Source organism: Jiangella endophytica (genome assembly GCF_003427025.1).
GTDB lineage: Bacteria > Actinomycetota > Actinomycetes > Jiangellales > Jiangellaceae > Jiangella > Jiangella endophytica.
The window spans coordinates 543,277-567,723 of sequence record NZ_QVAI01000003.1; the positions used below are offsets into that span (position 1 = coordinate 543,277).

At 71.6% G+C, this 24,447-nt stretch carries 29 protein-coding genes and 1 tRNA gene; 23 read left to right on the plus strand and 7 right to left on the minus strand.

Going from position 1 to position 24,447, the window contains the following annotated elements; all coding sequences use genetic code 11:
* The first annotated feature begins 169 nt into the window (after positions 1 to 169).
* The 5 genes from DZA62_RS09335 (at position 170) to DZA62_RS35620 (ending at position 3,854) form a co-directional block, all read left to right on the plus strand.
* Entirely contained in the window at positions 170 to 1,123 is a 954-nt protein-coding gene (locus tag DZA62_RS09335; RefSeq protein WP_116948561.1) for a heme o synthase, read from the plus strand.
* A gap of 256 nt (positions 1,124 to 1,379) precedes the next feature.
* Positions 1,380 to 1,634 (plus strand): hypothetical protein, encoded by a 255-nt coding sequence (locus DZA62_RS09340; protein WP_157987567.1) that lies wholly within the window; start codon positions 1,380 to 1,382, stop codon positions 1,632 to 1,634.
* Between the two features lie 47 nt (positions 1,635 to 1,681).
* On the plus strand, positions 1,682 to 1,852 hold the full coding sequence (locus DZA62_RS09345) for a hypothetical protein (protein ID WP_157987568.1): 171 nt from the start codon (positions 1,682 to 1,684) through the stop codon (positions 1,850 to 1,852).
* A 34-nt stretch (positions 1,853 to 1,886) separates the two neighbouring features.
* Entirely contained in the window at positions 1,887 to 2,843 is a 957-nt protein-coding gene (locus tag DZA62_RS09350; protein WP_116948564.1) for a MerR family transcriptional regulator, read from the plus strand.
* Positions 2,844 to 2,987: 144 nt separating this feature from the next.
* Positions 2,988 to 3,854 carry a hypothetical protein gene (locus DZA62_RS35620; protein WP_157987569.1) on the plus strand — a complete coding sequence of 289 codons (867 nt, stop codon included), beginning with the start codon at positions 2,988 to 2,990 and terminating at the stop codon, positions 3,852 to 3,854.
* A gap of 10 nt (positions 3,855 to 3,864) precedes the next feature.
* Here DZA62_RS35620 and DZA62_RS09360 read toward each other — a convergent pair whose 3' ends face one another.
* The gene (locus tag DZA62_RS09360; RefSeq protein WP_116948565.1) at positions 3,865 to 4,113 is read right to left on the minus strand and encodes a DUF6458 family protein; all 249 of its coding nucleotides are present in this window, start codon (positions 4,111 to 4,113) and stop codon (positions 3,865 to 3,867) included.
* 88 nt (positions 4,114 to 4,201) lie between these two features.
* Entirely contained in the window at positions 4,202 to 5,128 is a 927-nt protein-coding gene (locus DZA62_RS09365) for a COX15/CtaA family protein (RefSeq protein ID WP_116948645.1), read from the minus strand.
* Positions 5,129 to 6,073: 945 nt separating this feature from the next.
* Between DZA62_RS09365 and DZA62_RS09370 the strand changes: the two genes are divergently transcribed.
* Complete coding sequence (locus tag DZA62_RS09370) at positions 6,074 to 6,568, plus strand: PH domain-containing protein (RefSeq protein ID WP_116948646.1); 495 nt, start codon at positions 6,074 to 6,076, stop codon at positions 6,566 to 6,568.
* A complete protein-coding gene (locus tag DZA62_RS09375; RefSeq protein WP_198663575.1) occupies positions 6,565 to 8,202 on the plus strand; it encodes a PH domain-containing protein in 1,638 nt (545 codons plus the stop codon). The genes DZA62_RS09370 and DZA62_RS09375 overlap by 4 nt, the downstream gene beginning before the upstream one ends.
* Before the next feature lie 162 nt (positions 8,203 to 8,364).
* Here the strand turns inward: DZA62_RS09375 and DZA62_RS09380 are convergent, their stop codons facing one another.
* Both DZA62_RS09380 and DZA62_RS09385 read right to left on the minus strand, forming a co-directional pair.
* The gene (locus DZA62_RS09380) at positions 8,365 to 9,081 is read right to left on the minus strand and encodes an ABC transporter permease (RefSeq protein WP_116948648.1); all 717 of its coding nucleotides are present in this window, start codon (positions 9,079 to 9,081) and stop codon (positions 8,365 to 8,367) included.
* Positions 9,082 to 9,392: 311 nt separating this feature from the next.
* A complete protein-coding gene (locus tag DZA62_RS09385; protein WP_116948566.1) occupies positions 9,393 to 10,337 on the minus strand; it encodes an ABC transporter ATP-binding protein in 945 nt (314 codons plus the stop codon).
* Positions 10,338 to 10,486: 149 nt separating this feature from the next.
* On the opposite strand from DZA62_RS09385, the gene DZA62_RS09390 reads away from it, so the two are divergent.
* The 9 genes from DZA62_RS09390 to def are packed head-to-tail and all read left to right on the plus strand — an operon-like array spanning position 10,487 to position 17,967.
* Positions 10,487 to 11,212, plus strand: a complete 726-nt coding sequence (locus DZA62_RS09390) for a helix-turn-helix transcriptional regulator (protein WP_198663576.1) — start codon at positions 10,487 to 10,489, stop codon at positions 11,210 to 11,212.
* Positions 11,209 to 12,621 (plus strand): Fe-S cluster assembly protein SufB, encoded by a 1,413-nt coding sequence (gene sufB / locus DZA62_RS09395; protein WP_116948568.1) that lies wholly within the window; start codon positions 11,209 to 11,211, stop codon positions 12,619 to 12,621. The genes DZA62_RS09390 and sufB overlap by 4 nt, the downstream gene beginning before the upstream one ends.
* A gap of 50 nt (positions 12,622 to 12,671) precedes the next feature.
* Complete coding sequence (gene sufD / locus DZA62_RS09400; protein WP_116948569.1) at positions 12,672 to 13,928, plus strand: Fe-S cluster assembly protein SufD; 1,257 nt, start codon at positions 12,672 to 12,674, stop codon at positions 13,926 to 13,928.
* A gap of 29 nt (positions 13,929 to 13,957) precedes the next feature.
* Positions 13,958 to 14,716, plus strand: coding sequence for a Fe-S cluster assembly ATPase SufC (gene sufC, locus DZA62_RS09405; protein WP_116948570.1), 759 nt, complete (start codon positions 13,958 to 13,960; stop codon positions 14,714 to 14,716).
* A 32-nt stretch (positions 14,717 to 14,748) separates the two neighbouring features.
* Positions 14,749 to 16,014 (plus strand): cysteine desulfurase, encoded by a 1,266-nt coding sequence (locus tag DZA62_RS09410; protein ID WP_116948571.1) that lies wholly within the window; start codon positions 14,749 to 14,751, stop codon positions 16,012 to 16,014.
* Positions 16,011 to 16,472 carry a Fe-S cluster assembly sulfur transfer protein SufU gene (gene sufU / locus DZA62_RS09415; protein WP_116948572.1) on the plus strand — a complete coding sequence of 154 codons (462 nt, stop codon included), beginning with the start codon at positions 16,011 to 16,013 and terminating at the stop codon, positions 16,470 to 16,472. Before DZA62_RS09410 ends, sufU begins: the two co-directional genes overlap by 4 nt.
* On the plus strand, positions 16,469 to 16,786 hold the full coding sequence (locus tag DZA62_RS09420) for a metal-sulfur cluster assembly factor (protein ID WP_116948573.1): 318 nt from the start codon (positions 16,469 to 16,471) through the stop codon (positions 16,784 to 16,786). The genes sufU and DZA62_RS09420 overlap by 4 nt, the downstream gene beginning before the upstream one ends.
* Entirely contained in the window at positions 16,783 to 17,418 is a 636-nt protein-coding gene (locus DZA62_RS09425) for an HAD family hydrolase (protein ID WP_116948574.1), read from the plus strand. The genes DZA62_RS09420 and DZA62_RS09425 overlap by 4 nt, the downstream gene beginning before the upstream one ends.
* 3 nt (positions 17,419 to 17,421) lie before the next feature.
* Complete coding sequence (gene def / locus DZA62_RS09430; protein ID WP_116948575.1) at positions 17,422 to 17,967, plus strand: peptide deformylase; 546 nt, start codon at positions 17,422 to 17,424, stop codon at positions 17,965 to 17,967.
* 84 nt (positions 17,968 to 18,051) lie between these two features.
* On the opposite strand, the gene DZA62_RS09435 is transcribed toward def, so the two are convergent.
* The gene (locus DZA62_RS09435) at positions 18,052 to 18,477 is read right to left on the minus strand and encodes an SRPBCC family protein (protein ID WP_116948576.1); all 426 of its coding nucleotides are present in this window, start codon (positions 18,475 to 18,477) and stop codon (positions 18,052 to 18,054) included.
* Complete coding sequence (locus DZA62_RS09440; RefSeq protein WP_116948577.1) at positions 18,474 to 18,803, minus strand: ArsR/SmtB family transcription factor; 330 nt, start codon at positions 18,801 to 18,803, stop codon at positions 18,474 to 18,476. The genes DZA62_RS09435 and DZA62_RS09440 overlap by 4 nt, the downstream gene beginning before the upstream one ends.
* A 120-nt stretch (positions 18,804 to 18,923) precedes the next feature.
* Between DZA62_RS09440 and DZA62_RS09445 the strand changes: the two genes are divergently transcribed.
* The 5 genes from DZA62_RS09445 to DZA62_RS09465 are packed head-to-tail and all read left to right on the plus strand — an operon-like array spanning position 18,924 to position 22,612.
* On the plus strand, positions 18,924 to 19,292 hold the full coding sequence (locus tag DZA62_RS09445; protein WP_116948649.1) for a GntR family transcriptional regulator: 369 nt from the start codon (positions 18,924 to 18,926) through the stop codon (positions 19,290 to 19,292).
* On the plus strand, positions 19,289 to 20,167 hold the full coding sequence (locus DZA62_RS09450; RefSeq protein WP_116948578.1) for an ATP-binding cassette domain-containing protein: 879 nt from the start codon (positions 19,289 to 19,291) through the stop codon (positions 20,165 to 20,167). The genes DZA62_RS09445 and DZA62_RS09450 overlap by 4 nt, the downstream gene beginning before the upstream one ends.
* Entirely contained in the window at positions 20,164 to 20,901 is a 738-nt protein-coding gene (locus tag DZA62_RS09455; protein WP_116948579.1) for a hypothetical protein, read from the plus strand. The genes DZA62_RS09450 and DZA62_RS09455 overlap by 4 nt, the downstream gene beginning before the upstream one ends.
* 28 nt (positions 20,902 to 20,929) lie before the next feature.
* Positions 20,930 to 21,850, plus strand: a complete 921-nt coding sequence (locus tag DZA62_RS09460) for an ABC transporter ATP-binding protein (protein ID WP_116948580.1) — start codon at positions 20,930 to 20,932, stop codon at positions 21,848 to 21,850.
* A 30-nt stretch (positions 21,851 to 21,880) separates the two neighbouring features.
* Positions 21,881 to 22,612 carry an ABC transporter permease gene (locus DZA62_RS09465; protein ID WP_116948581.1) on the plus strand — a complete coding sequence of 244 codons (732 nt, stop codon included), beginning with the start codon at positions 21,881 to 21,883 and terminating at the stop codon, positions 22,610 to 22,612.
* A 4-nt stretch (positions 22,613 to 22,616) separates the two neighbouring features.
* Here DZA62_RS09465 and yczR read toward each other — a convergent pair whose 3' ends face one another.
* Entirely contained in the window at positions 22,617 to 24,044 is a 1,428-nt protein-coding gene (yczR, locus tag DZA62_RS09470; protein ID WP_116948582.1) for a MocR-like transcription factor YczR, read from the minus strand.
* A gap of 102 nt (positions 24,045 to 24,146) precedes the next feature.
* Between yczR and DZA62_RS37190 the strand changes: the two genes are divergently transcribed.
* Positions 24,147 to 24,281 (plus strand): hypothetical protein, encoded by a 135-nt coding sequence (locus tag DZA62_RS37190; protein ID WP_269813859.1) that lies wholly within the window; start codon positions 24,147 to 24,149, stop codon positions 24,279 to 24,281.
* 90 nt (positions 24,282 to 24,371) lie between these two features.
* A tRNA-Pro gene (locus tag DZA62_RS09475) sits at positions 24,372 to 24,445 on the plus strand.
* The last annotated feature ends 2 nt before the right edge of the window (positions 24,446 to 24,447 follow it).

Sequence of the window (24,447 nt, forward strand, 5' to 3'; positions counted from 1 at the left end):
TGTGATCATGGCGGCGTCGGCGAGACGGCCGTTCCACGGTCGAGCGTATCGACGTCACCCGCACGTGTGCCCGGCCGCTCGGCGGTTTGGGCGCACCGTTAGACTCAACAGGCCATGCTGGCGGATGTTCCCACTCCCGCCTGTCGCTTCGACCACACGAAGGTGAACGTTGACGTCCGTCGAGCCGAGTCCCGCGGCGACCCGGCGTACACCACAGCCGCCCACGCGGCTGGGGCGGCTGGGTTCCGTCGTCGGCGCCTACGTGTCGCTCATGAAGCTGCGCGTCGTCGAGCTGCTGCTCATCACCACCCTGCCGGCCATGGTGCTCGCCGAGCGCGGGCTGCCGCCGCTGGGTCTCGCCCTCGCCACACTGGTGGCCGGCACGCTGGCCGGCGGTAGCGCGCACGCGTTCAACCAGGTGCTCGAGCGCGACATCGACGCCGTCATGCACCGCACCCGGCGCCGGCCGCTCGCCCGCGCCGTCGTCGCCCCGTACCCGGCGTTCGCGTTCGCCTCGGTCCTGCTGGCCGCCTCGGTCGCGATCATGCTGGTGTGGGTCAACCCACTGGCCGCGGCGCTGACCATCGCGGCCAACCTCTTCTACGTCCTCGTCTACACCATGCTGCTCAAGCGGCGGACGTCACAGAACATCGTCTGGGGCGGGGTGGCCGGCTGTGTGCCGACGCTGATCGGCTGGGCCGCCGTCACCGGGTCGCTCGACTGGCCGCCGGTGCTGCTGTTCCTCGTCGTCTTCTTCTGGACGCCGCCGCACTACTGGCCGCTGGCCATGCGCTACCGCGACGACTACGCGCGGGCCGGCGTGCCGATGCTGCCGGTCGTGGCGTCGGCGCGCACGGTGGCGCTGCAGATCCTGCTCTACTCGTGGGCCATGGTCGCCACGACGTTCGTGCTGTGGCCGGTCGCCTCGCTCGGGTGGATCTTCGGGCTGGCGTCCGTGCTGACCGGCGTCTGGTTCCTCGTCGAGGCGCACCGGCTGTACGGCCGGGCGAAGCGGACCCCCGACGGCGCAGGGCTGACCGCCATGCGGCTCTTCCACGGCTCCATCACCTACCTCACGGTGGTGTTCGTCGCCGTGATGGCCGACGTGCTGATCCTGGGCTGACGCCGTTCCGCCGCCGCGGGTTGTGTGCACGGTGGCCGCGACCATGCTGTCGTGACCGGTCTGCCATGGCCCGAGGAGTGGCGCGGCACCGTCCTGGGCGGCTGGGCCGGGTTCGTCGTCGAGTATCTCGGCCTGGCCGTGGTGGCGTCTGTCCTGCTGTCGGTGGTGCTCACTGACCGTGCCCGCAGCGTGGCAGTACGCGCCCCGGCGCTCCCAGCCGGTCGGGCCATCGGCACAGGTCAGGGTGGCCGGCCTGGTGTCCTCGGGAGTGCGGTTCCCGCTCCGCACGGTGCCGGTGCCGGTGGCGGTGCTGTTCATCGCCCTCGGCCTCGTGGCGACCGGCGTCGTCGCGGCTGCCATGTCCGGGCTGCGCGGGCAGGAGGACTTCGGTGTCCTGCTGTTCACCGGGCTCGTCGCCCGAGCTGACCCACACCACGTCGCCGCGGGCTGGCCCGGCTCGGCTCGTCGACACCGAACTGCCTGGTGGTCCACGCCTCGCCGGGCATCGTAGCCGGCGAGGTCGACGCCCTCACGCAGTTGTGGCATCGGTTCACCGGCGTGCCCGCCGAGGTCGCCGCCACCGTGGTCACGGCCCGACTGGTCAACGATCCCGCGGTCGTCCACCACGGGCTCCGGTTCCATTGGCGATACCCCGCGGCGCACGGCGAACTGGCCGACGGGACGGCGCAGCAACGGCTGGCGTCCGGACGGCTCGCCTGGTGGACTTGACCCTCCTGTTACTGGAGACACCACGGTGGTTCTCGTGAACGACGACGGCGCCTTCCTCAGCATCGGCGACCTGGCCCGGCGCACCGGACTCCCGGTGAAGACGATCAGGTACTACGCCGACATCGGACTGGTGCCGCCGACCGACCGATCCCCGGCGGGCTACCGCCGCTACGACGCCGTCGCCCTGGCTCGGCTGGATCTCGTCCGCACGCTCCGCGAGCTCGGCATCGACCTCGCGACCGTCCGGCGGGTCCTCGACCGGTCACTGTCGCTGGCCGACATGGCGACGGCGCATGCCGCGGCTCTGGACGCGCAGATCCGGTTGCTCCGGACCCGGCGTTCGGTGCTGCGGGCGGTGGCCGCGCTGGGGATCGACGACCACGAGGAGCTGGATCTCATGAACCGCCTGGCCCACCTGTCCGCCGCCGAGCGGCAGCAGATCATCGACGACTACTGGTCGTCGGCCTTCGAGGGCCTCGACACCGACCCCGCGTTCGCCGACCGGATGCGCTCGGTCCGCGTCGACCTGCCCGACGACCCGACACCGGCCCAGGTCGACGCCTGGGTCGAGTTGGCCGAGCTGGTACAGGACCCGTCCTACCGTGCGCGGGTGCGCCAGATGGCCGAGGCCGGCGCCGCCGCGTCCGACTCGTCCGGTCCATCGCCCGCCGAGGTGGCGCTCTACCAGAGCGTGACCGAGCTGGTGGCGCCACTGCACACCGCCGGTGTCGCCCCGGCCTCACCGGACGGGCAACTCGTCGTCGACCAGCTGGCGCCGCGGTTCGCGCACGCCCGCGGTGTCGACGACGCCGCGGACTTCCGGCGTGAGCTGGGCGAGCAGATCGCCCTGTTCTCCGACCGCCGGGTCGAGCGCTATTGGGAGCTCGTCGGCGTCATCAATGACTGGCCGGCCGCGCAGGTGAGCTCGGGCAGCGTCGCCGCGATGGAGTGGTTCGCCCAGGCCCTGATCGGGTCGGAGTCCGCCGACTGACCCGCGCCTGGTGGCTGTTCGCTGCGCACCCGCCTCGCCGTCCGGGCATCCGCGAGTGTGCCGCACGGCCGGCGCATGGTCCCGGTGGTGGGGGTGGTGCGCCGGGGTCCTCGCCGCGGCGGCCGGCGTGAGAGCATCGTCGCCGTGACGACGCTGCCGTGGCCGCCGGACTGGCGCCGTCCGCCCCTCGGCGGCTGGCTCGGCGTCGTGGTGTCCGGGGCCCTCGCGGCCGTCCTGGTGCCGGTCGCGGCGATCGCCGCAGCCGACCGCCAGTGGAGCGCGGCCGCCGTGATCGGCGGCGTCCTGCTGCTGCTCGCGCCGATCGCCGTCGCCGGACGGCCCCGTCGCCGCACCTCCTCCGTCGTGGAGGTGTCGCTCGAGCTGGACGGCGACCGGCAGACCGGGGTGCGGATCCCCGTCCGCCCGACGTCGCCGCTGGTCAGCCTGGCGCTGGCGGTCCTGGGGCTGGCGCTCGTCGCGCTCGGCGTGGCGGCTCTCGTCGTCGCGGCGGTTCGCGGCGAATGGTCGTCGGTGGTGGGCTTCGTCGTGCTGCTGGTGGTGGGGTCGGTGCTGGCGCTCGGCGGGATCGTCGGGTTGATCGCCTCCCGCCGCCGGCTCGGGTTGGACCTCACTCCGTCGCACCTGGTCGTCGGGCTGGGTGGCGAGCCCGTCGAGCTGACCTGGGAGCAGGTCGAGCGCATCGGCACGACGTCGATCCGCTACGGGATCGGCCTGGCGCCGCGGCCCGTGCAGAACTGGCTGACGGTGGTGACGCGCGAGCCGGTGAACGTCGCGGCGCGGATATCCGGCCGCCGGACCGCGGCGCTCGGCCGCCTCACGGCGACGGCGCCGGCGAACACGGCCGCGGCGATCCCGGCCGAGCGCCTCGGCGCCGACCCGGTGCTGGCCTATCACGCGCTGCGCTACTACCAGGAGAACGCGGACGCCCGTCCCGAACTTGGGACGGGCGCCGCCGTGCGCCGGATCGCGGCCGGTGCGGTCGTGCGCTGAACCAGCGTGATCAGAGCGGGTCGACGTCGTCGCGCCGCTCGACGTACTCCCTGGTGCGCGGCCGCTCGACGTACTCCGTGCTGCTGGCGCGACGGCTCCGCATCGACGTGACCATCATCGACACCACGATGGCCAGGGCACCGACGCCGGTGAGCACCCAGCCGATGACGCTCAGGTCGAAGTCGGCCAGCCGGTCGCGGACACCGAGCGCCAGGATCAGGCCCAGCGCCATCAGAAAGACACCCAGACCGATGTTCATGTCGAACAGACCTCCCAAATCGGCATGATTCGCCTTCGGGAGGTACCCGGCCGCCTGACGGGCAAACGGCGCCGGTGCGGAGCCGGCGTCAGCGCACGATCGGCGCAGCCGGTCGCCGCGAGGGCAGCCAGCGCGTGGCCAGCCAGGCGTCGGTTGCGGCCATCACCATGAGCGCCGCGCCGAGCATGTGCAGTCCGACCAGCAGTTCCGGCAGCTCGAGCCGATACTGCACCAGCCCGATGACGCCCTGCCCGAGCTCGACGGCGAGCAGGACGGCGGCGGCGCGTGCGGCCCGCCCGGGGGAGCCGACCGCCCGCGCGGTGAAGTACAGGCCGATCGAGACGCCCATGAGCAGCAGGACCGAGTCAGCGTGCACCTGCGTCACGACGGCGACGTCGAGGCCGGTGCGCTTGGAGTCGGGGTCGCCGGAGTGTGGCCCGCTGCCGGTGACGACGGTGCCCAGGTAGACGGCGACCGCGGTGACCGCCAGCGTCAGCAGGGCGAGCCGTTCCAGCCACGGCTGCCCGACGCGGGCCGGTACGGCTCCGTGCGGCCGCTGCGCCCGTCTGACCAGCACCGTCGCGACGCCGACCAGCGTGGCCGATACCAGGAAGTGGAACATGACGACCCACGGGTTCAGGTCGGTCCAGACGGTGATGCCGCCGATGACCGCCTGTGCGGGCACCACGCCGAGCAGCACCGCCGACAGCACCAGGAGATCGCGGCGGGGCCGGTCGGAGGTGAGCGTCCGCAGCACCGCGACCAGCATCGCGAACGCGACGGCGCCGACCACGAACGTCAGCAGCCGGTTGCCGAACTCGATCGCGCCGTGCAGCCCCATCTCGGGTGTGGCGGCGATGGAGCCCGCGGTGCAATGTGGCCAGTCGGGGCAGCCGAGCCCGGAGTCGGTGAGCCGGACCGCGCCGCCGGTGACGATGATTCCGGCCTGTGTGACCAGCGATGCGACCGCCAGCCGCCGCAGTGTCAGCTCCGACGGGAGCGGCAGCCGCCGCACGAGCCGGGCGGCCCGGCCGGGCGCCGGAGCCGGAGTCGTCGGAAGGGTCGCGGTCACCACGTCATGGTAGGACCCGGCCTCCGCTCGCGATCTCCGGGTCCTCCGTTGCCTGCCCCACCGCCGGGCGTTCTGTCAAGGGTCTGCGACCTGCCCGACTCGCGTCCGCGTTAGCCCGGAAGTTAGCCCTCACCACGTTTCGTGGGTGGTCGCCGTTAGCCCGGAATCGGGCAAACGTCCAGCTCATTCGGGCAAACGGCGAAATCGTGAACCGGGCCGGGTTCGGGCTTAGCGTCCGGGTCATGGTCCTTCGGTCCGCTCGTCTCCGCGCCGTACTGGCGGTCGTGCTGCTCGCCGCCCTCGCCGGTGGCGGGCTGCTCGGTGGTGGGCAGGGTGGTGGCGACCCGCGTACTCCTGGCAGCGGGCCGGGTGCCGGCCTGGGGGAGTACGCCGCTCCGACGGCGTCTGCCGCGTGGCCGATCGGTGCGCTGCCGGCGCCCCTCTCCTTGGCGGCAGCGTCGGCTCCGGCCCCGGCGCCGTCCGGCGGCCGGGTCGGACCGGGAATGGGGCGATCCGTGACGCCACACCTGGGGCACCCGGACCCGCGCCGGTCACAGCTGGGGCGGCCGGATCCGCGTCCGTCGCGGCCCTCGGCGACGGACCTGCCAGGATCGCCGGCTGTCGCCGCTCTCGCCGTTCTCACCGAGCGGCGGCGTGCCGTGGCCGTCGCATGCCGCTGCCATGGCGGCGACCGCGGACCGGCGCCCCAGGCCGAGTCCGCCGCGACCGCCACGACGTGGTTCGTCCCGCTTCGGTCGCCTCGGCACAGCGGCTCCGATACCGTGCGTCTACGGGCACGCCATGATCGCCGTGAGAGCCGCCGTGGGCACGCCGGCGGGCTCCGGCAGTCGGCTCGTTCACTGCGACGATCTGCGGGAGGACAGCGACATGAGCAGCGCCACTCGGCTGCGACCGCCCCGAAACTGGCTGGACCAGCGCGTCATGGCGTGGTGGCGGGCCCAAATCGGTGTGCTGACTGCCGTGGTCGTCGTGCCGCTGCTGATCCTCGGCCTGCTCATCGCCCCGGCCCGGGCGTGGTTCCTGATCCCGGCCGCCGTGCTCGCGGTCGTCGGGCTGGTGGGCATTCTGCTGCTGCCGCCGTGGTGGTTCCGCATCCATCGCTGGGAGGTCACCGACCAGGCCGTCTACACCCGCGGCGGGGTGTTGTGGCAGGTCTGGCGGGTGGCGCCGATGTCACGCATCCAGACGGTCGACACCATGCGAGGCCCGCTGCAGCGCGCCTTCGGCCTGTCGACCGTCACGGTCACCACGGCGTCGTCGGCGGGTGCGGTGAAGATCGAGGGACTCGACCACGAGCAGGCCGCCGACCTCGCCGAGGAACTCACCCGCATCACCCACGACACCCCGGGCGACGCCACGTGAGCGACACCGGTCCCGCCGACCCCGCGTTCGACCATGCGGCGGCCGCGCCGGCGCCGGACTCGGTGGCCACCACCACGCCCACCGCCGGTGACGAACCGGGCTGGCTGGCGCTGCACCGCGACACCGTCAAGGTCACCGGCGTCTGGGTCTTCATCCTCGCGCTCGGCGGCGCCATCCCCACGACCATCGGCATCGGCTCCGGCACCTCCTACGGCACGGCGCTGGCGTGGGTGGTGCCGGCGGTGGTCTTGGTCGTGCTGGTGTCGGCCATCGCCGACTACGTGCGCTGGCGGCACAGCCGGTACCGCGTCACGCCGACGCGCATGGAACAGCACAAGGGCATGGTCTTCACCACGAAGCGCTCGCTCGGCCGCGAGCGCATCCGCACCGTCGACCTCTCGGCCGATCCGGTCCAGCGGGTGTTCGGCCTGGTGAAGGTCAGCATCGGCACCGGCGAACAGGTCGAGGCCGGCGGGCCGGGGCAGTCGCCGCAGACGATCGTGCTCGACCCCGTGCACCGCGACGAGGGCGAGCGGCTGCGCGCGCTGCTACTCGACCGCGCGCCGGTCGCCGCCGACGGCACCGAACCCGACGTACGCGTCCTGGCTCGCTGGGACCCTGGCTGGCTCCGCTTCGCGCCGCTCTCGTTCTGGACGCTCGCACTCGCCGGCATCGCGGTCGGGGGCCTGTTCCAGGTGCTGAACTGGTTCGGTCGCGAGAGCCTGCCCATCGACACCACCCGCGACATCGTCGAGGACATCGGCGCGACGCAGACACTGGTGCTGTTCGCGGTGGTGTTCGTGCTGGTCGGGGCCGTGGCGACGTTGGCGCTCACGCTCGAGGCGTGGTGGGCGTACCGCCTCGAACGCGAGCCGGGCGGCACGTTGCGGGTCCGGCGGGGGCTGCTCACGACGCGCTCGGTCAGCATCGAGGAGCAGCGTGTCCGCGGCGTCGAGATCGTCGAGCCGCTCGGTGTGCGGTCCGCCGGCGCGGCCCGCGTCGACGTCGTCACGACGGGTCTGCGCACCGACCCCAAATCCGAGGCGTCAACGCTGCTGCCGGCCGCGCCCATGACGGTCGCCGCGTCGGTGGCGGCGGCTGTCGCCGGCGTCCGTCCGGGCGGGCGGTTGCGACGACATCCGGTCGCGGCGCGCACACGCCGGTTGCGCTGGGCGCTCGCGGCCGACGTGGTGCTGGCGGCGGCGGTGGTCTGGCTGACGGTCGCCTCACCGGTGCGCGACTTCTGGGCCGTCGTGCTGACGGTGCTCGCGGCGGCCTGCTGCGTGGCCCTCGTCCTGCTGGCCGGCGACGCCTACCGGTCGCTCGGCCACGACCTCGACGGCGACTACCTCGTCGCTCGCAAGGGCAGCCTCCGGCGGGCGACGGTGTACCTGCAGCGCAACGGCATCATCGGCTGGCGGCTGAGCCAGTCGGTCTTCCAGCGTCGCGCGGGCCTGCTCACCCTCACCGCCACCACGGCGGCCGGCGCGCGACGGTACTCCGTCGTCGACGCCGACGAGCACGAGGTCCTCGACTTCGGCGCCGAGGCCGTTCCCGGCCTGCTCGACCCTTTCCTGGTCCGGGATGCTCCGGTCGCGGCTGAGCCCGAGCAGGCGGCCTTCCGGGAACGCTGAGCGCCGCCGACGACACAGCTCGATGCGCCGGCGCTGCGTTGTCAGGCCGGCAGGGTGGGCGGCTCTCTGAGGCGACCGGGCGCTGTGCGCGTGGCCGGAAAGTACGCGATGAGTCGTGTTGCGTGTGGTCGCCGATGCGGCGGGCAGGCCACGGCGTCGCGCTCAGTCCCAGCGGAACCAGCGGGCCGCGGCGGCGAGACCGGCCACCGCCCAGACCGCGAGCACGGCGACCGATCCCCACGGCAGCCCGGCACCGTCGGCCAGGACCGAGCGCAGACCGTCCGCGAGGGCGCCGGTCGGTGTCAGCTCGAGGACCGTCCGCACGCCCGACGGGAAGCCGGACAGCGGGATCACCACGCCGCCCAGAACCAGCAGTAACAGGTAGACGAGGTTGGCAGCGGCCAGCGTCGCCTCGGCGCGCAGCGTGCCCGCCATCAGCAGGCCGAGCCCGGCGAACGCCAGTGTCCCGGCGACCAGCAAGACGATCACGGCCAGCGGCGACCCCGACGGCCGCCACCCGAGCGCCAGCCCGAGTCCGCCGACCAGCACGACCTGCAACGCCTCGACGACCAGCACGGTCAGCGCCTTGGCCAGCAGCAACGTCCAGCGGGGGAGCGGCGACGCGGCCAGGCGTTTGAGCGCGCCGTAGCGCCGCTCGTACGCGGTCGCGATCGCCAGCGACGTGAACGCCGTCGACATCACGCAGAGCGCCAGGATCCCCGGCACGAGGAAGTCGACCCGCTCGTAGTCGCCGGTGTCGAACACCGGCGCGGCGGTCAGCAGCCACAGCAGCACGACGGGGATCGCGGCGGTCAGCAGGAGCTGTTCGCCGTTGCGCAGCAGCAGGCGGATCTCGAACAGCGTCTGCGCCAGCAGCATCCGGCCGACCGGCGCCGCACCGGGAGCCGGCGTGAACAGGGACGGCCGTGCGGACGAACGGCCGGACGGGCCGGGCGACGACTGGGAGTCGGGGGCGGGGGAGGCGCCGGACGAGCGCGGCGACGGCTGGGACGGCCGGGCCGACGAGCGTCCCGACGGCTCGGGCGGTCCGGCGGTGGGGCGGGTCGGCTGGGACGGTCCGGCGGTGGGGCGCGGGGTTTCGGGCGGTCCGGCGGCGGGGCGGGTCGGCTCGGGCGGTCCGGCGGTGGGGCGCGGGAACTCGGGCGGCTGGCCGGTCGAGGGCGTCTCGGTCACGGCGCCGTCCTCTCCGCCGCGGCCCCGATCAACTCCAGGTACACGTCCTCCAGCGACCGGTGCCCGACCTGCAGACCCTCCGCCAGGATGTCGTTCGCCGCGCACCAGGACGTCAGCGTCGCCAGCAGCCGCGGATCCACCACCGCCGCGACCTCGTACGAGCCCGGCGCGACCTCCTTCACCGAGGAGCCGTCGGGGAGCGCCGCCCGCAGCGAGGCGACGTCCAGACGCGGCGGCCCGCCGAAGCGGATCACGTCGTCCGAGACACCGCTGGTCAGCTCCTGCGGCGTCCCCTCGGCCAGCACCCGCCCCGCGTCGATGATGACGACCTGGTCGGCGAGCCGCTCGGCCTCGTCGATGAGGTGCGTCGTCAGCACGACGGTGACCCCGGCGGCCCGCAGCTCGTCCAGCAGCTGCCACGTCGCACGCCGCGCCTGCGGGTCCAGCCCGGCCGTCGGCTCGTCGAGGAACACCAGCTCGGGCCGCCCGACCAGCGCCGCCGCGAACGCGATGCGCTGTCGCTCGCCACCGGACAGCCGGCGCAGCGGCGTCCGTCCGCGGGCCACCGACTCCAGGCCCAGCCGAGCGACCAGCATCGGCACGTCCAGCGGATCGGCGTGCAGGCGCGCCAGGTGGGACAGCAGCTCGACCGGCCGCGCGCCCGGATAGAACCCGGCGCCCTCCTGCAGCATGACGCCCACCCGCGGCCGCAGCCCCGCGCCGTCGCGCCAGGGGTCCAGCCCCAGCACGCGCACGGACCCGGCGTCGGGCCGGCGGAAGCCCTCGCAGATCTCGACGGTCGTCGTCTTGCCGGCGCCGTTCGGCCCGAGCACGGCGGTGAGGGTCCCGGCGGCCACCCGCAGGGACAGGCCGTCGACGGCGGTGACGGCGTCGTAGCGCTTGACCAGAGAAGTGATCTCGACGGCCGGCGCTGTGCTCATCCCGCGAGTGTCGCACGGCGGCACCGGCCTGCCGCCGCCCGGTCGGGGCCTGCCGGAGCAACAAAGGTAAGGCTGACCTGCGTGATGCATCGCACGATGAGGAGGTTGAGTCGGCGAATGAAAAAGAGCACGATGGTGTTGTGAAAAACGTGCGCGAGGCCACGCGGGCACCGGGCGACGAGCCCGGCGTCCAGGAGGCGCACGCACGCACCCGGGAGCGGGTCGCCCGCTCCATCCTCGAGAACGGCCCCTCGACGGCGGCGGCGCTGGGCGAGCGCCTGGGGCTGACCCCGGCTGCCGTGCGGCGCCACCTCGACACCCTGATGGGCGACGGCGTCATCGAGTCCCGCGAGGAGCGAGTCTACGGCCACCGCGGCCGCGGCCGCCCGGCCAAGGTGTTCGTGCTGACGCCGGCCGGTCGCGACGCGTTCGAGCAGGCCTACGACGACCTCGCGGTCGGTGCGCTGAGGTTCCTCGCCGAGACCGGGGGAGAACACCTCGTCGCCGAGTTCGCGCGTCGGCGCATTGCCGACCTCGAGGAGCGGTACCGGCCTATCATCGAATCGGTACCACCGGAGCAGCGCGCGGCCGCGCTCGCCGACGCCCTCAGCGCCGACGGTTACGCCGCGTCGGCCCAGGCCTCGCCGGTCACCGGCGAGCAACTGTGCCAGCACCACTGCCCGGTGGCACACGTCGCCGAGCAGTTCCCGCAGCTGTGCGAGGCCGAGACGGAGGCGTTCGCCCGGCTGCTCGACACCCACGTCCAGCGCATCGCCACCATCGCGCACGGCGAGGGCGTCTGCACCACGCACATCCCCCGCGGCGGCAACGCCACGGACACCACGGGAAAGACGGAGAGGATCTCCCAGATATGACCACCACCGCTCACCCCGAGCTCGAGGGCCTGGGTCGTTACGAGTACGGCTGGGCCGACAGCGACAGCGCCGGCGCGGCCGCGAAGCGCGGGCTGAACGAGGACGTGGTCCGCGAGATCTCCGCCCTCAAGAACGAGCCCGAGTGGATGCTCGAGACCCGGCTCAAGGCACTGCGGCTGTTCGACAAGAAGCCCATGCCGACGTGGGGCGCCGACCTCTCCACCATCGACTTCGAGAACATCAAGTACTTCGTCCGGTCGACGGAGAAGCAGGCGGCCTCGTGGGAGGACCTGCCCGAGGACATCAAGAACACCTACGACAAGCTGGGCATCCCCGAGGCCGAGAAGCAGCGCCTCGTGGCCGGCGTCGCGGCGCAGTACGAGTCCGAGGTCGTCTACCACAAGATCCGTGAAGACCTCGAGGAGCAGGGCGTCATCTTCCTCGACACCGACACCGGCCTCAAGCAGTACCCCGAGCTGTTCAAGGAGTACTTCGCCTCGGTCATCCCGGCCGGCGACAACAAGTTCTCCGCGCTGAACACGGCGGTGTGGTCCGGCGGCAGCTTCATCTACGTGCCGAAGGGCGTCCACGTCGAGATCCCGCTGCAGGCCTACTTCCGCATCAACACCGAGAACATGGGCCAGTTCGAGCGGACGCTGATCATCGCCGACGAGGACTCCTACATCCACTACGTCGAGGGCTGCACCGCCCCCATCTACACCTCCGACTCCCTGCACAGCGCGGTCGTCGAGATCGTGGTGAAGAAGGGCGCCCGGGTTCGCTACACGACCATCCAGAACTGGTCGAACAACGTGTACAACCTGGTGACGAAGCGCGCCACGGCCGCCGAGGGCGCCACCATGGAGTGGATCGACGGCAACATCGGCTCGAAGATCACCATGAAGTACCCGGCCATCTACCTCATGGGCGAGCACGCCAAGGGCGAGACGCTGTCGCTGGCGTTCGCCGGCGAGGGGCAGCACCAGGACTCCGGGTCGAAGATGGTGCACCTCGCGCCCAACACGTCGAGCTCGATCGTGTCGAAGTCGGTCGCCCGCGGCGGCGGCCGGACGTCCTACCGCGGCCTGGTGCAGGTCATGCCGCGCGCCAGCCACAGCGCCAGCACAGTGCGCTGCGACGCGCTGCTGGTCGACACCATCTCGCGCTCCGACACCTACCCGTACGTCGACATCCGCAACGACGACGTCTCCATGGGTCACGAGGCCACGGTCTCCAAGGTCAGCGAGGACCAGCTCTTCTACCTGATGAGCCGCGGCCTCACCGAGGAGGAGGCCATGGCGATGATCGTGCGTGGCTTCATCGAGCCCATCGCGCGCGAGCTGCCCATGGAGTACGCGCTGGAGCTGAACCGGCTGATCGAGCTGCAGATGGAGGGCGCGGTCGGCTGACGCCGCCGCCCGGACCGACCAGCAGCGCGACCACCCACGAGAGAGAGCAGATGACCACGGCTAACATTCCGGCCTCGACGGAGAAGCATGCCTCGGCCGGTACCGCTCAGCAGGCCCAGCACGGCCTCACCGAGCACTCGCACGGCGCCGGCGCGCCCGACCACGGCGGCAGCGCCTTCGACACCGTCGCGTCATTCGACGTCGCCGACCACGAGGTGCCGCGCGGGCGCGAGGAGGAGTGGCGCTTCACGCCCATGGCGCGGCTGCGCGGCCTGCACGACGACGCCCCGCTCGACGGCCACGACTACGAGGTCAGCGTCGACGCCGACCCGCAGGTCGTCGTCGAGACGGTCGAGGCCGGCGACCCCCGGCGCGGCTCGTCCGGCTACGTGCCGAACGACCGCGTCAGTGCCCGGGCCTGGGCCGAGGCCGACAAGGTGCTCGCGATCACCGTCCCGGCCGACGCGATCGTCGACAAGCCGACGATCGTACGGCTGCGCGGCCTGAGCGCCGAGAAGGCCGCCGCGGGCCACGTCGTCATCACGGCCGAGCGGTTCAGCCAGTCCGTCGTGGTCCTCGAGCACGAGGGGTCGGCGGCGTTCGCCGACAACGTCGAGGTCATCACCCACGACGGCGCCCGGCTGACGCTGGTCACGCTGCAGGACTGGGCCGACGACGCCGTGCACCTGTCGCACCACCACGTCAGCGTCGGCCGCGACTCCGTCGTCAAGCACGTCGTGGTGAGCTTCGGCGGCGACCTCGTGCGCACGTCCGTCACGCTCGACTACTCCGCCCCCGGCGGCGACGCCGAGCTGCTCGGCCTGTACTTCGCCGACAGCGGCCAGCACCTCGAGAAGCGCCTGTTCGTCGACCACAACCAGCCCAACTGCCGCAGCAACGTGCTCTACAAGGGCGCGCTGCAGGGCTCGAAGGCGCACACCGTGTGGATCGGCAACGTGCTCATCCGGCCGGCCGCCGAGGGCATCAGCACCTACGAGCTCAACCGCAACCTGGTGCTCACCGACGGCGCCCGCGCCGACTCCGTGCCGAACCTCGAGATCGAGACCGGCGAGATCGAGGGCGCCGGGCACGCCAGCGCCACCGGCCGGTTCGACGACGAGCAGCTGTTCTACCTGATGGCGCGGGGCATCCCGGCCGACGAGGCCCGCCGGCTGGTCGTGCGCGGCTTCTTCACCGAGCTGATCAACAAGATCGGCGTACCGGAGATCGCCGAGCGGCTGACCGCCACCGTCGAGCGCGAGCTGGCGCTGGGCGAGGGCCTGCCGGCCGCCACGACGACGCACTGACCACCGAGAACACCCGAGAGGCATCGAGAATGAGCACCCTGGAGATCCGCGACCTGCACGTCTCCGTCGAGACCGAGGCCGGTCCCAAGGAGATCCTGCGCGGCGTCGACCTCACCGTCCGCAGCGGCGAGACGCACGCCATCATGGGCCCGAACGGGTCCGGCAAGTCCACCCTGGCCTACTCCCTGGCCGGGCACCCGAAGTACACCGTCACCAGCGGCGAGGTGCTGCTCGACGGCGACGACGTGCTGGCCATGACGGTCGACGAGCGGGCCCGCGCCGGCCTGTTCCTGGCCATGCAGTACCCGGTCGAGGTGCCGGGCGTGTCGGTGTCGAACTTCCTGCGCACCGCCAAGACCGCCGTCGACGGCGAGGCCCCGAAGCTGCGCACCTGGGTCAAGGACGTCAAGCAGGCCATGGACCAGCTGGCCATCGCCGACGACTTCGCCGAGCGCGACCTCAACACCGGCTTCTCCGGCGGTGAGAAGAAGCGGCACGAGATCCTGCAGCTGGAGCTGCTGAACCCGAAGTTCGCCGTCCTCGACGAGACCGACTCCGGCCTCGACATCGACGCGCTGCGGGTGGTCTCCGACGGCGTCAACCGTTTCTCCGCGGGCGGCGACAAGGGCGTCCTGCTGATCACGCACTACACGCGCATCCTGCGCTACATCAAGCCCGACTTCGTGCACGTCTTCGTCGCCGGCCGCGTCGCCGAGGCGGGCGGCTCGGAGCTGGCCGAGAAGCTGGAGGAGAAGGGCTACGTCGACTACGTCGGCACCCCGGCCTGACCCCGCCACCGCTCGATCACTGAGGAGCCATCGTGAGCGCACCGCACAGCCCGCTGGACGTGGATCGGGTCCGCAAGGACTTCCCGATCCTCGAACGGCGGCTCGCCGGTGACCACCCGCTGGTCTACCTCGACTCCGCGAACACGTCGCAGAAGCCGACCGCCGTCCTCGACACCCTCGCCGAGCACTACACGCGCCACAACGCCAACGTGGCGCGCGCCGTGCACCAGCTCGGCGAGGAGTCGACGGCGGCCTTCGAGGGCGCTCGCGACAAGCTCGCCGCGCTGATCAAGGCGCCCAGCCGCGACGAGGTCATCTTCACCAAGAACGCCTCCGAGGCGCTCAACCTGGTCGCGCACACGCTGGCCAGCGGTCTGGCCGACGACCCGCGGTACCGCCTGGGCCCCGGCGACGAGATCGTCGTCACCGAGATGGAGCACCACTCCAACATCGTGCCGTGGCAGCTGGCCGCGAAGCGCACGGGCGCGGCGTTCCGCTGGTTCGGGCTCACCGACGACGGCCGGCTCGACCTCTCGACGATCGGTGAGCTGATCAACGAGCGGACGAAGATCGTCTCGCTGGTGCACCAGTCGAACAGCCTCGGCACCGTCAACGACGTCGCCACCGTCGTCGCCCGGGCCCGCGAGGTCGGCGCGCTCGTCCTGCTGGACGGGTCGCAGTCGGTGCCGCACCAGCCCATCGACGTCACCGCGCTGGGCGTCGACCTGCTCGCGTTCACCGGCCACAAGATGGTCGGCCCCACCGGCATCGGCGTGCTGTGGGGCCGCCGCGAGGTGCTCGACGCGCTGCCGCCGTTCCTGGGCGGCGGCGAGATGATCGAGACCGTCGCGATGACGGGCTCCACCTTCGCCCCCATTCCGCACAAGTTCGAGGCCGGCACGCCGCCCATCGCGCAGGCCATCGGCCTGGGCGCCGCCGTCGACTACCTCACCGGCATCGGCCTGGACCGCGTCCACGCGCACGAGCAGGCACTGACGGCGTACACGCTGGAGAAGCTGAACGCCGTCGACGGCGTCCGGATCATCGGCCCGAACAGCACCGAGAGCCGCGGCGGCACCGTCTCGTTCGTCCTCGACGGCGTCCACCCGCACGACGTCGGCCAGCTCCTCGACGAGCGGGGCGTGGCCGTGCGCGTCGGGCACCACTGCGCGCGACCCGTCTGCGTCCGGTACGGAATACCCGCGACCACCCGAGCGTCGTTCTACCTGTACACCACGTTCGACGAGATCGACGCGCTCGCCGACGGTCTCCACCAGGTGAAGAGGTTCTTCGGGTGAGCGACAGCCTGTACCAGGAGATCATCCTGGACCACTACAAGAATCCGAAAGGGCGCGGACTCCGCGAGCCGTTCGGCGGCGAGGCGCACCACGTCAACCCCACGTGCGGCGACGAGATCACCATCCGGGTCGCGCTCGACGGCGAGAAGATCACCGACGTCTCGTACGACGGCCAGGGCTGCTCGATCAGCCAGGCGTCGGCGAGCGTCCTGCACGAGCTGCTCACCGGCTCGACCGTCGACGACGCGTTCGCCACCGAGCGGGTGTTCACGGAGCTCATGCAGGGCCGCGGCCAGGTCGAGCCGGACGAGGACGTGCTCGGCGACGGCATCGCCTTCGCCGGCGTTGCCAAGTACCCCGCCCGCGTGAAGTGCGCGCTGCTGAGCTGGATGGCGTTCAAGGACGCGACCGCCCGGGCGCTCGCCGGCGCCGGGCCAATCGAGGAGGAGACCCGATGACCGCCACCGTCGACCTCGAGGACCTCAAGGAGGCCCTCCGCGACGTCGTCGACCCCGAGCTGGGCATCAACGTCGTCGACCTCGGCCTGATCTACGGCGTCACCGTCGACGAGCAGAACGTCGCCACCGTCGACATGACGCTCACCAGCGCCGCCTGCCCGCTCACCGACGTCATCGAGGAGCAGGCCGCGGCCGCCACCGACGGCCTGGTCGCCGAGCTGCGCATCAACTGGGTGTGGATGCCGCCGTGGGGGCCGGACAAGATCACCGACGAGGGGCGGGAGCAGCTGCGCGCGCTCGGTTTCAACGTATGAGCGCGCCGCAGACCGTCGTCTTCGATCTCGGGGGAGTGCTGGTCGACTGGGACCCGCGCTACCTTTACCGCACGCTGCTGCCGTCCGAGGACGAGGTGGAGCGGTTCGTCACCGAGGTCACGACGCCGGAGTGGAACGCGGCGCAGGACGCCGGCCGCACCTGGGCCGCGGCGGTGGCGGAGCTGTCGGCGCGGTTCCCTGAGCACGCGGAGCTGATCGCGGCCTACGACGCCCGGTGGCTCGACACCATCGGCGGGCACATCGACGGCACCGTCGACCTCCTGCGCGAGTTGCGCGACGGCGGCTCGGTGGGGCTGTACGCGCTGACCAACTGGTCGGCCGAGAAGTTCCCGCTGGCCTTGGAGCGGTTCGAGTTCCTCTCCTGGTTCGAGGGCATCGTCGTGTCCGGGACCGAGCGGCTGGTCAAGCCCGACCCCCGGCTGTACCAGGTGCTGCTGGACCGCTACGGCCTCGACGCGTCGTCGACGGTGTACATCGACGACAACCCGCCCAACGTCGACGCCGCCGCCGAGCTGGGCATGACCAGCCTGCACTTCACCGACCCCGGCCGGCTGCGCGACGAGCTGTCGCAGCTGGGCCTGGTGTCACCCGATCGTTCTCCCGAGGAGTGAGAGATGGCCGTCCGACCGATCCGGCTGTTCGGCGACCCGGTGCTGCGCACCGAGGCCGAACCAGTGGTCGACTTCGACCGTGAGCTGCGCCAGCTCGTCACCGACCTCGTCGACACCATGCAGGCCGCGCCCGGCGCCGGCCTCGCCGCCCCGCAGATCGGCGTCTCGCTCCGCGTCTTCACCTACGACGTCGACGACGTCGTCGGGCACCTGATCAACCCGACGCTGGAGCTGTCCGAGGAGGAGCAGTTCGGCCCCGAGGGCTGCCTCTCCCTGCCCGGTCTCGAGTACGACTGCCGCCGTGCCCTGCGCGTCGTCGCGCACGGCTTCAACATGCACGGCGACGCCGTCGCCATCGAGGGCTCGGAGCGGCTGGCGCGCGCCATCCAGCACGAGACCGACCACCTCGACGGCATCCTGTTCATCGACAAGCTCGACCGCGAGGCCCGCAAGGCGGCCATGAAGGTCATCCGCGAGGCCGACTGGGCGGGGGAGCAGACGCCGGTCATCAAGGACTCGCCGCACGCCACCTTCGGCCGCGCCATCTGACCCTCGCCCCTTCCCGCGTTGATCTTGGAGTTGTTCGGCCAACGTGGGGTGAAATGTCCGATAGATGGACGAACAACTCCAAGATCAACGCTGCCGGGTGCGACTGACCAGCCGGGCCAGGCAGTCGTTCCAGCCCTGGGCGTGGTTGGCGCTGTCGCCCGGGTCGGTGAACCGCTCGTGCGTGACGACGACGTCCGTGCCGTCGTCGGCGCCGGGGAGGAACTCCACCGTCACCAGGGTCTCGGCCTCCTCGCCGTCCCACCGCCAGGTGTGGACGAGCCGCCCGGCCGGTGGCGGCTCGACGGCGGCGAACTCGCCGCTGACGGCCAGGCCGGCGGCCGCCGACGAGATGCGGAACCGGCCGCCGACCCGCAGGTCGACGTCGCACGACGTCGCGAAGGAGGCCGGCCAGTACCAGCTGACGAGCTCGGCGGGGTCGGTCCACGCCTGCCACACTCGCGCGGGCTCGGCCGGGACGGGCCGCTTGAGCTGCAACGTCAGGGGCATCATGACGGGTTCTCCTTCGGGTAGGACGTGAGGGCGTCGAGCCGGTCGCCCCGGTAGGCGCCGTGCTCGGCCAGCCAGGCGGCGGCGTCGCGCAGCGGCGCGGCCGTCAGCGCGCAGTACCGCTGCCGTCCCTTCTTCGCCGTCGTCACCAGGCCGGCGCGTTCGAGGACCGCGAGGTGCTTCGTCATGGCCGGGAGGCTGGCCGACAGGGGAGTGGCGAGCTCGGTCATCGTCGCTGGTCCGAGGCGCAGACGGGCGACGACGGCGCGCCGGGTCGGGTCGGCGAGCGCCGCGAAGACGACGTCGAGCTGAGCTGGTGCGGGGCGCATCGCCACGCACAATACTTCACCACTCGGTGAACTATCAAGCCACCTGTTTTGCGTTCGTTGGTTCTGCGGTGTTACGGTTCATTAGTCAAGTAAAGAACCTAGGAACCAGAGGGGGTGCTGATGTTCGACGACCGGAGCCCGATCTACCACCAGATCGCGGAGGCCATCAAGAACGACATCCTCAGTGGCGAGTTGGGAGCTGACGAGCAGGTGATGTCCACCAACCAGTACGCGGCCTACTACCGCATCAACCCGGCGACGGCCGCCAAGGGGTTCCAGCAACTGGTGGACGAGGGCGTCCTCTACAAGCGACGGGGGATCGGCATGTTCGTCAGCTCAGAGGCCCGCGACATGCTGCTGTCCCAGCGGCGCGAGCGCTTCTTCGCCGACGTCGTCGAGCCGATGGTCGCCGAGGCCCGGGTCATCGGCATCCCGCTCGACGACGTCGTCGCCCGCATCCAGACGCTGAAGGGTCGTGAGTCGGCATGACGTTCGGTATCGACATCCAGAACCTGACCGTCCGCTACCCCGGCGTCACGGCGATCGACGACCTCACGCTGAAGCTCGAGGGCGGCAAGATCTACGGCCTGCTCGGCCGCAACGGGTCGGGCAAGACGACGCTGCTGTCGCTGATCGCGGCATACCGGAAGGTCACCGAGGGCACCATCCTCGTCGACGGCAGGACGCCATGGGAGAACGAGGAGCTCACCCAGGAGATCGGCCTGATCCGCGAGAGCAGCGACCTCGTCATCGAGGGCGAGAACGTCAAGGGCATCCTGCGCCGGTCGCGGCGGTTCCGGCCGCGTTGGGACGACGAGTTCGCGCAGCGGCTGATCGATCTGTTCGAGCTGCCGCTGAACCGCGGCGTCACCAAGCTGTCCCGCGGGCAGCGGTCGGCGCTCGGCATCACCGTCGGGTTGGCGTCGCGGGCCCCGCTGACCATGCTCGACGAGTCCTACCTCGGCCTCGACGCGCCGTCGCGCTACGCGTTCTACGACGTCCTGCTCGCGGACTACATCGAGAACCCGCGCACGATCATCCTGTCGACGCACCTCATCGAGGAGGTCTCGCGGCTGTTCGAGCAGGTGATCATCATCGACCGCGGCCGGCTGGTCGCCTACGACGACACCGAGTCGCTGCGCATGCGCGGCGCCGCGGTCGTCGGCCCGGCGGCGGCCGTCGACGACTTCACCACCGGCATGACGGTCCTCGGTGAGAAGCGGCTCGGCGGGACGAAGTCGGTCACCGTCTACGGCGACATCGACCCGGACGCGCGCAGCGTCGCCGCCGACTGGGGTCTGGAACTCTCGCCCGTCGCACTGCAGGACCTGTTCGTCCACCTCACGAAGGGAGACCCGGCATGAGCTCGCTCACGTACCGCCGCGCCCGGGCGTCGTTCCTGGATCTCTCGTACGGCTTGTCGAAGGCGCTCGTCCTGTTCGTCGCGATCGTCGCGGTGATCTTCCTGGTCATCGGCCTGATCGTGGCGCTGTTCCAGGACGGCGGCGACGGCAGCGAGAGCATCTGGGAGAACTCCCAGTACGCGACGCGCTACTTCCCGCTCTCGATGGGCATCATGATCACCGCCGCCTACCTGCCGGTCGCCGTCGCCTCCGGCGTGACGCGGCGCAGCTTCGGCTGGGCCGGCTCGGCCATCGTCGTCGCGATGGCCGGCGTCATGGCGGTGCTCGAGGCCGGCGGCTATCTCGTCGAGTACGGCCTGTACCGCGCCGTCGACGAGACACCGACGTTCACGACGCCGCACCTGTTCGACCACGGCTACCAGTTCTGGCTCATCGTTCCCGAGGTCTGGATCGTCGTCGCGGCCAACGTTGCCGGCGGCTGGCTGATCGGCTCCGCCTACTACCGGTACGGCTGGCTCGGGCCGACACTGGCGCTGCCGTTGCTGCTGCTCCCGCTGCTGGCCGTCGAGGCGATCATGTCGGTCGGCTGGGCCGGCGCGGCGATGGACGACCTCGGCGTCGAGCGGCTGCCCGTCGGCCTCGCGATCGCCGCCGCGATCGCCGTCCTCGCCCTCACCCTCGCGGGCATCCAGCGCTTCATCCGCACCATCGACCTCCGGCCGCAGAAGGCCTGACCCCCTGACCTGGAAGGACGGCAGCACCATGCCGATCATCGACGTGACCAACCTGCACAAGGTCTACGGCTCGACCGTCGCCGTCGACGACGTCTCGTTCGCGGTCGAGGAGGGCGAGATCTTCGGGATCCTCGGCCCCAACGGCGCCGGCAAGACCACCACGGTCGAGTGCATCGAAGGACTGCGGCGGCCCGACGGCGGCAACGTCAGCGTGCTGGGCCTGGACCCCGTCCGCGACCGTGCCGAGGTCCGCAAGGTGCTCGGCGCGCAGCTGCAGGAGAGCGAGCTGCCGGAGAAGATCACCGCGGCCGAGGCGCTCGACCTCTACGCGTCGTTCTACCCGTCGCCGGCCGACCCGGCCGAGCTGCTCGCCGACCTCGGGCTCACCGAGAAGGCCGGCACCCGGTTCGAGCAGCTGTCCGGTGGGCAGAAGCAGCGGCTGTCGATCGCGCTGGCGCTGGTCGGCAACCCGCGCATCGCCGTGCTGGACGAGCTGACCACCGGCCTGGACCCGCAGGCGCGGCGCGACACCTGGCAGCTGATCGAGCAGGTTCGGTCGCGTGGCGTCACGATCATCCTGGTCACGCACTTCATGGACGAGGCCGAGCGGCTGTGCGACCGGCTGGCGCTGATCGACGGGGGCCGGGTGGCGGCCATCGACAGCCCGGCCGGGCTGATCGCACGGGTCTCCACGGAGCAGACGCTGCGGTTCCGCCCGTCCTCGCCGCTGGACGAGACCGTCCTCACTGCCCTGCCCGACGTCACCGGCGTCCGCCGCGACGGCGCGCACTACGTCGTCAGCGGCACCGGCAACCTGCCCTACACCGTCATCACCACGCTGGCCGCACACGATGTCGTCGCCGCCGAGCTGCGGATGGACCAGGCCAGTCTCGAGGACGCGTTCGTCGCGATGACGGGCCGGTCGTTCGAGCCCCAGCCCGTGGCCTGACGCCGTCCGCGACCCGAAGAGGAGACCTCGATGTCCACCCTGACCAAGATCACCACGGTCGAGTCCAAGCTGTTCCTCCGCGACACGACGTCCGCCGTCATGACGTTCGCCCTGCCGATCGGCCTGATGGTCGTGTTCGGCTCGATCGGGCTGGGGGAGGACGACCCCGAGACCGGCATCACCAAGGCGTTCCTGCCGGTCATGGCGCTGGCACTGTCGGCGGCGCTGCTCGGGCTGAGCGTCCTGCCGACGGTGCTCGCGACCTACCGCGAGAAGGGCATCCTGCGCCGGCTGTCGACGACGCCGGTCCATCCCGGCAACGTGCTGGCCGCGCAGCTGCTGGTCAACCTGGCGGCGCTGGTGGCGGCGGCGGTCATGGTGGTGCTGCTCGGCGCGATCGCCTTCGACCTCGGAACGCCGTCGAACGTGGGCGGCTTCGTCGTCGCCTTCGCGCTGACGGCGACCGCGCTGTTCGGCGTCGGCCTGCTGGTCGCCGCCCTGGCGCCGACCGGCAAGGCGGCGACGTCCATCGGCATGCTGCTGTTCTTCCCGAGCATGTTCTTCGCCGGCGTCTGGACGCCGGGCGACCTGATGCCGTCGTGGGCCCGGCCGATCCGCGACGTGTCGCCGCTGGGCGCCGGCATGGAGGCACTGCAGGACGCGTGGAACGGCTCCTGGCCCGAGGGGACGAACCTGCTCGCGCTGGCCGTGGCGACGGTGGTCGCCGGCGGCATCGCCGCCCGGGTGTTCCGCTGGGAGTGACGGCTCAGACGACCTCGGCCAGCTGCGGTGCCCGTCCGGCCGGGAGCGCGGGAAGCGAGCGCGCGGTGTCCTCCAGCAGGTGGACGCCGCGCGTCAGCTCGTCCACGCGACCGGTGTAGGGGATCCGCAGGAACCGCTCGAACGCCCCGTCGACGCCGAACTTGGGGCCGGCGATGAGGCTGACGCCCCTGGTGAGGCCGAACAGCGCGAGGGCGGAGCTGATCGGCGCGCCGAGCCCCACCCACAGCGACGCCCCGCCGTCCGGTACCGGCACGTCCCACTGGGGCAGCCGTTCGCGCAGCTCGCGCACCAGCACGTCGCGATGGTGTCGTAGCTGCTCGGTGCGCCGCTGCACGAGCGTGTCGTAGTCGTCGAAGACCTCGGTCGCGACCAGCTGCTCCAGCTCAGGCGTCCCGAGGTCGCCGGCCGCCCGTGCCGCGTGCAGCGCGCCGATGACGTCGTCGTCGGCCCGGATCCAGCCGATGCGCAGGCCGCCCCAGACGCTCTTGCCGAGCGAGCCGATGGTGACGGTGCGGTGGCCCTCCGCGCGGGCGGCGAACGGCACGTCCGTCCAGCCGCGGTCGATGTCGAGGTCGGCCGTCGTCTCGTCGATGACGAGGACGGTGCCCGCCCGGCGCGCGTGCCGGACGACGTCGTCCCGCTCGGACGGGAGCATGGAGGCGCCGGTGGGATTCTGGAAGTCGGGGATCAGGTAGGCGACCGACGGCCGCACCCGCTCGAACGCGTCGCGCAGCCTGTCGCCGTCCCACCCGTCGGCGGTGACCGGCACGGTGACGAGCCGCCCGCCGCTCATCCTGAGCCCGTCCAGCGCGTGCGGGTAGGTCGGTGACTCGACCAGCACCCGGTCGGCCTGCCGCACCAGCGTCCGCGTGACCAGTGCGATCGCGTGCTGCGCGCCGAGCGTGATCATGAGCTGGCCGGGGTGCGTCGGCAGGCCGCGCTCGGTGTAGTGGCGGGCGATGCGCTCGCGCAGCGTCAGGCTGCCGATGAGGTCGAAGCCGCTCTTGCCGAGCACCTCCGGGAGGTGGGCGGTGGCGCGCTGGATGATCGTCTCCAGGCCGCTGATCGCCGCCGGCGCCGCCCGCGCGAAGTCGACCACGGCAGGCAGGGGGAGCGCGCCCGGCCGCTCGTGCGCGTGCGGCAGCGCGACGACACTGCCGGAGCCGCGCTGGCTGATGACGTGGCCGGTCTGTCTGAGCGCGCGGTACGCGGAGACGATGGTCGTGCGGCTGCGGTCGAGCTCGTCCGCGAGTTCCCGCTCGGCCGGCAGCCGCGTCCGCGTCGGTATCCGCCCGTCGATGATCAGCAGCCGGATGCGGTCGGCCAGCGCGTGGTACGTGCTCTGCCCGTCGGTCTCCCACTCACCGAGCAGGGTCCGCAGATCCTTCGGTCCCAGCCGTGCGCCGTTCATCAGTCCAGTGTTCCACGATTGGCATCTTGTTGCGAAGAGTGGACTGGTGTTTGGTTGGAGTGAGTTCGAAATTGGTCTGGTGCTTCGGGTGGCGGGTTGATCATGGGAGTCGTTGTGGTCGTGATGGTGTTGCTGCTGGCGTGGGCGTTGGCGGCCGGTCTCTGGGCGGCGCAGCACGGCGACGTCCGCGCCCAGCCCTTCCGCACCGACTACGACAGCCGGCGGCCGCGGCCCTGAGCCGTGCGCTCCGGCTGGGCGTGTCAGAAGTGGTGCCTCAGAGGCGGTACACTGTTCATCGCTCGGCCGCGCTCGTGGCTGGGGTAGCCACGGGCTGTGGCGCAGCTTGGTAGCGCACCTGACTGGGGGTCAGGGGGTCGCAGGTTCAAATCCTGTCAGCCCGACA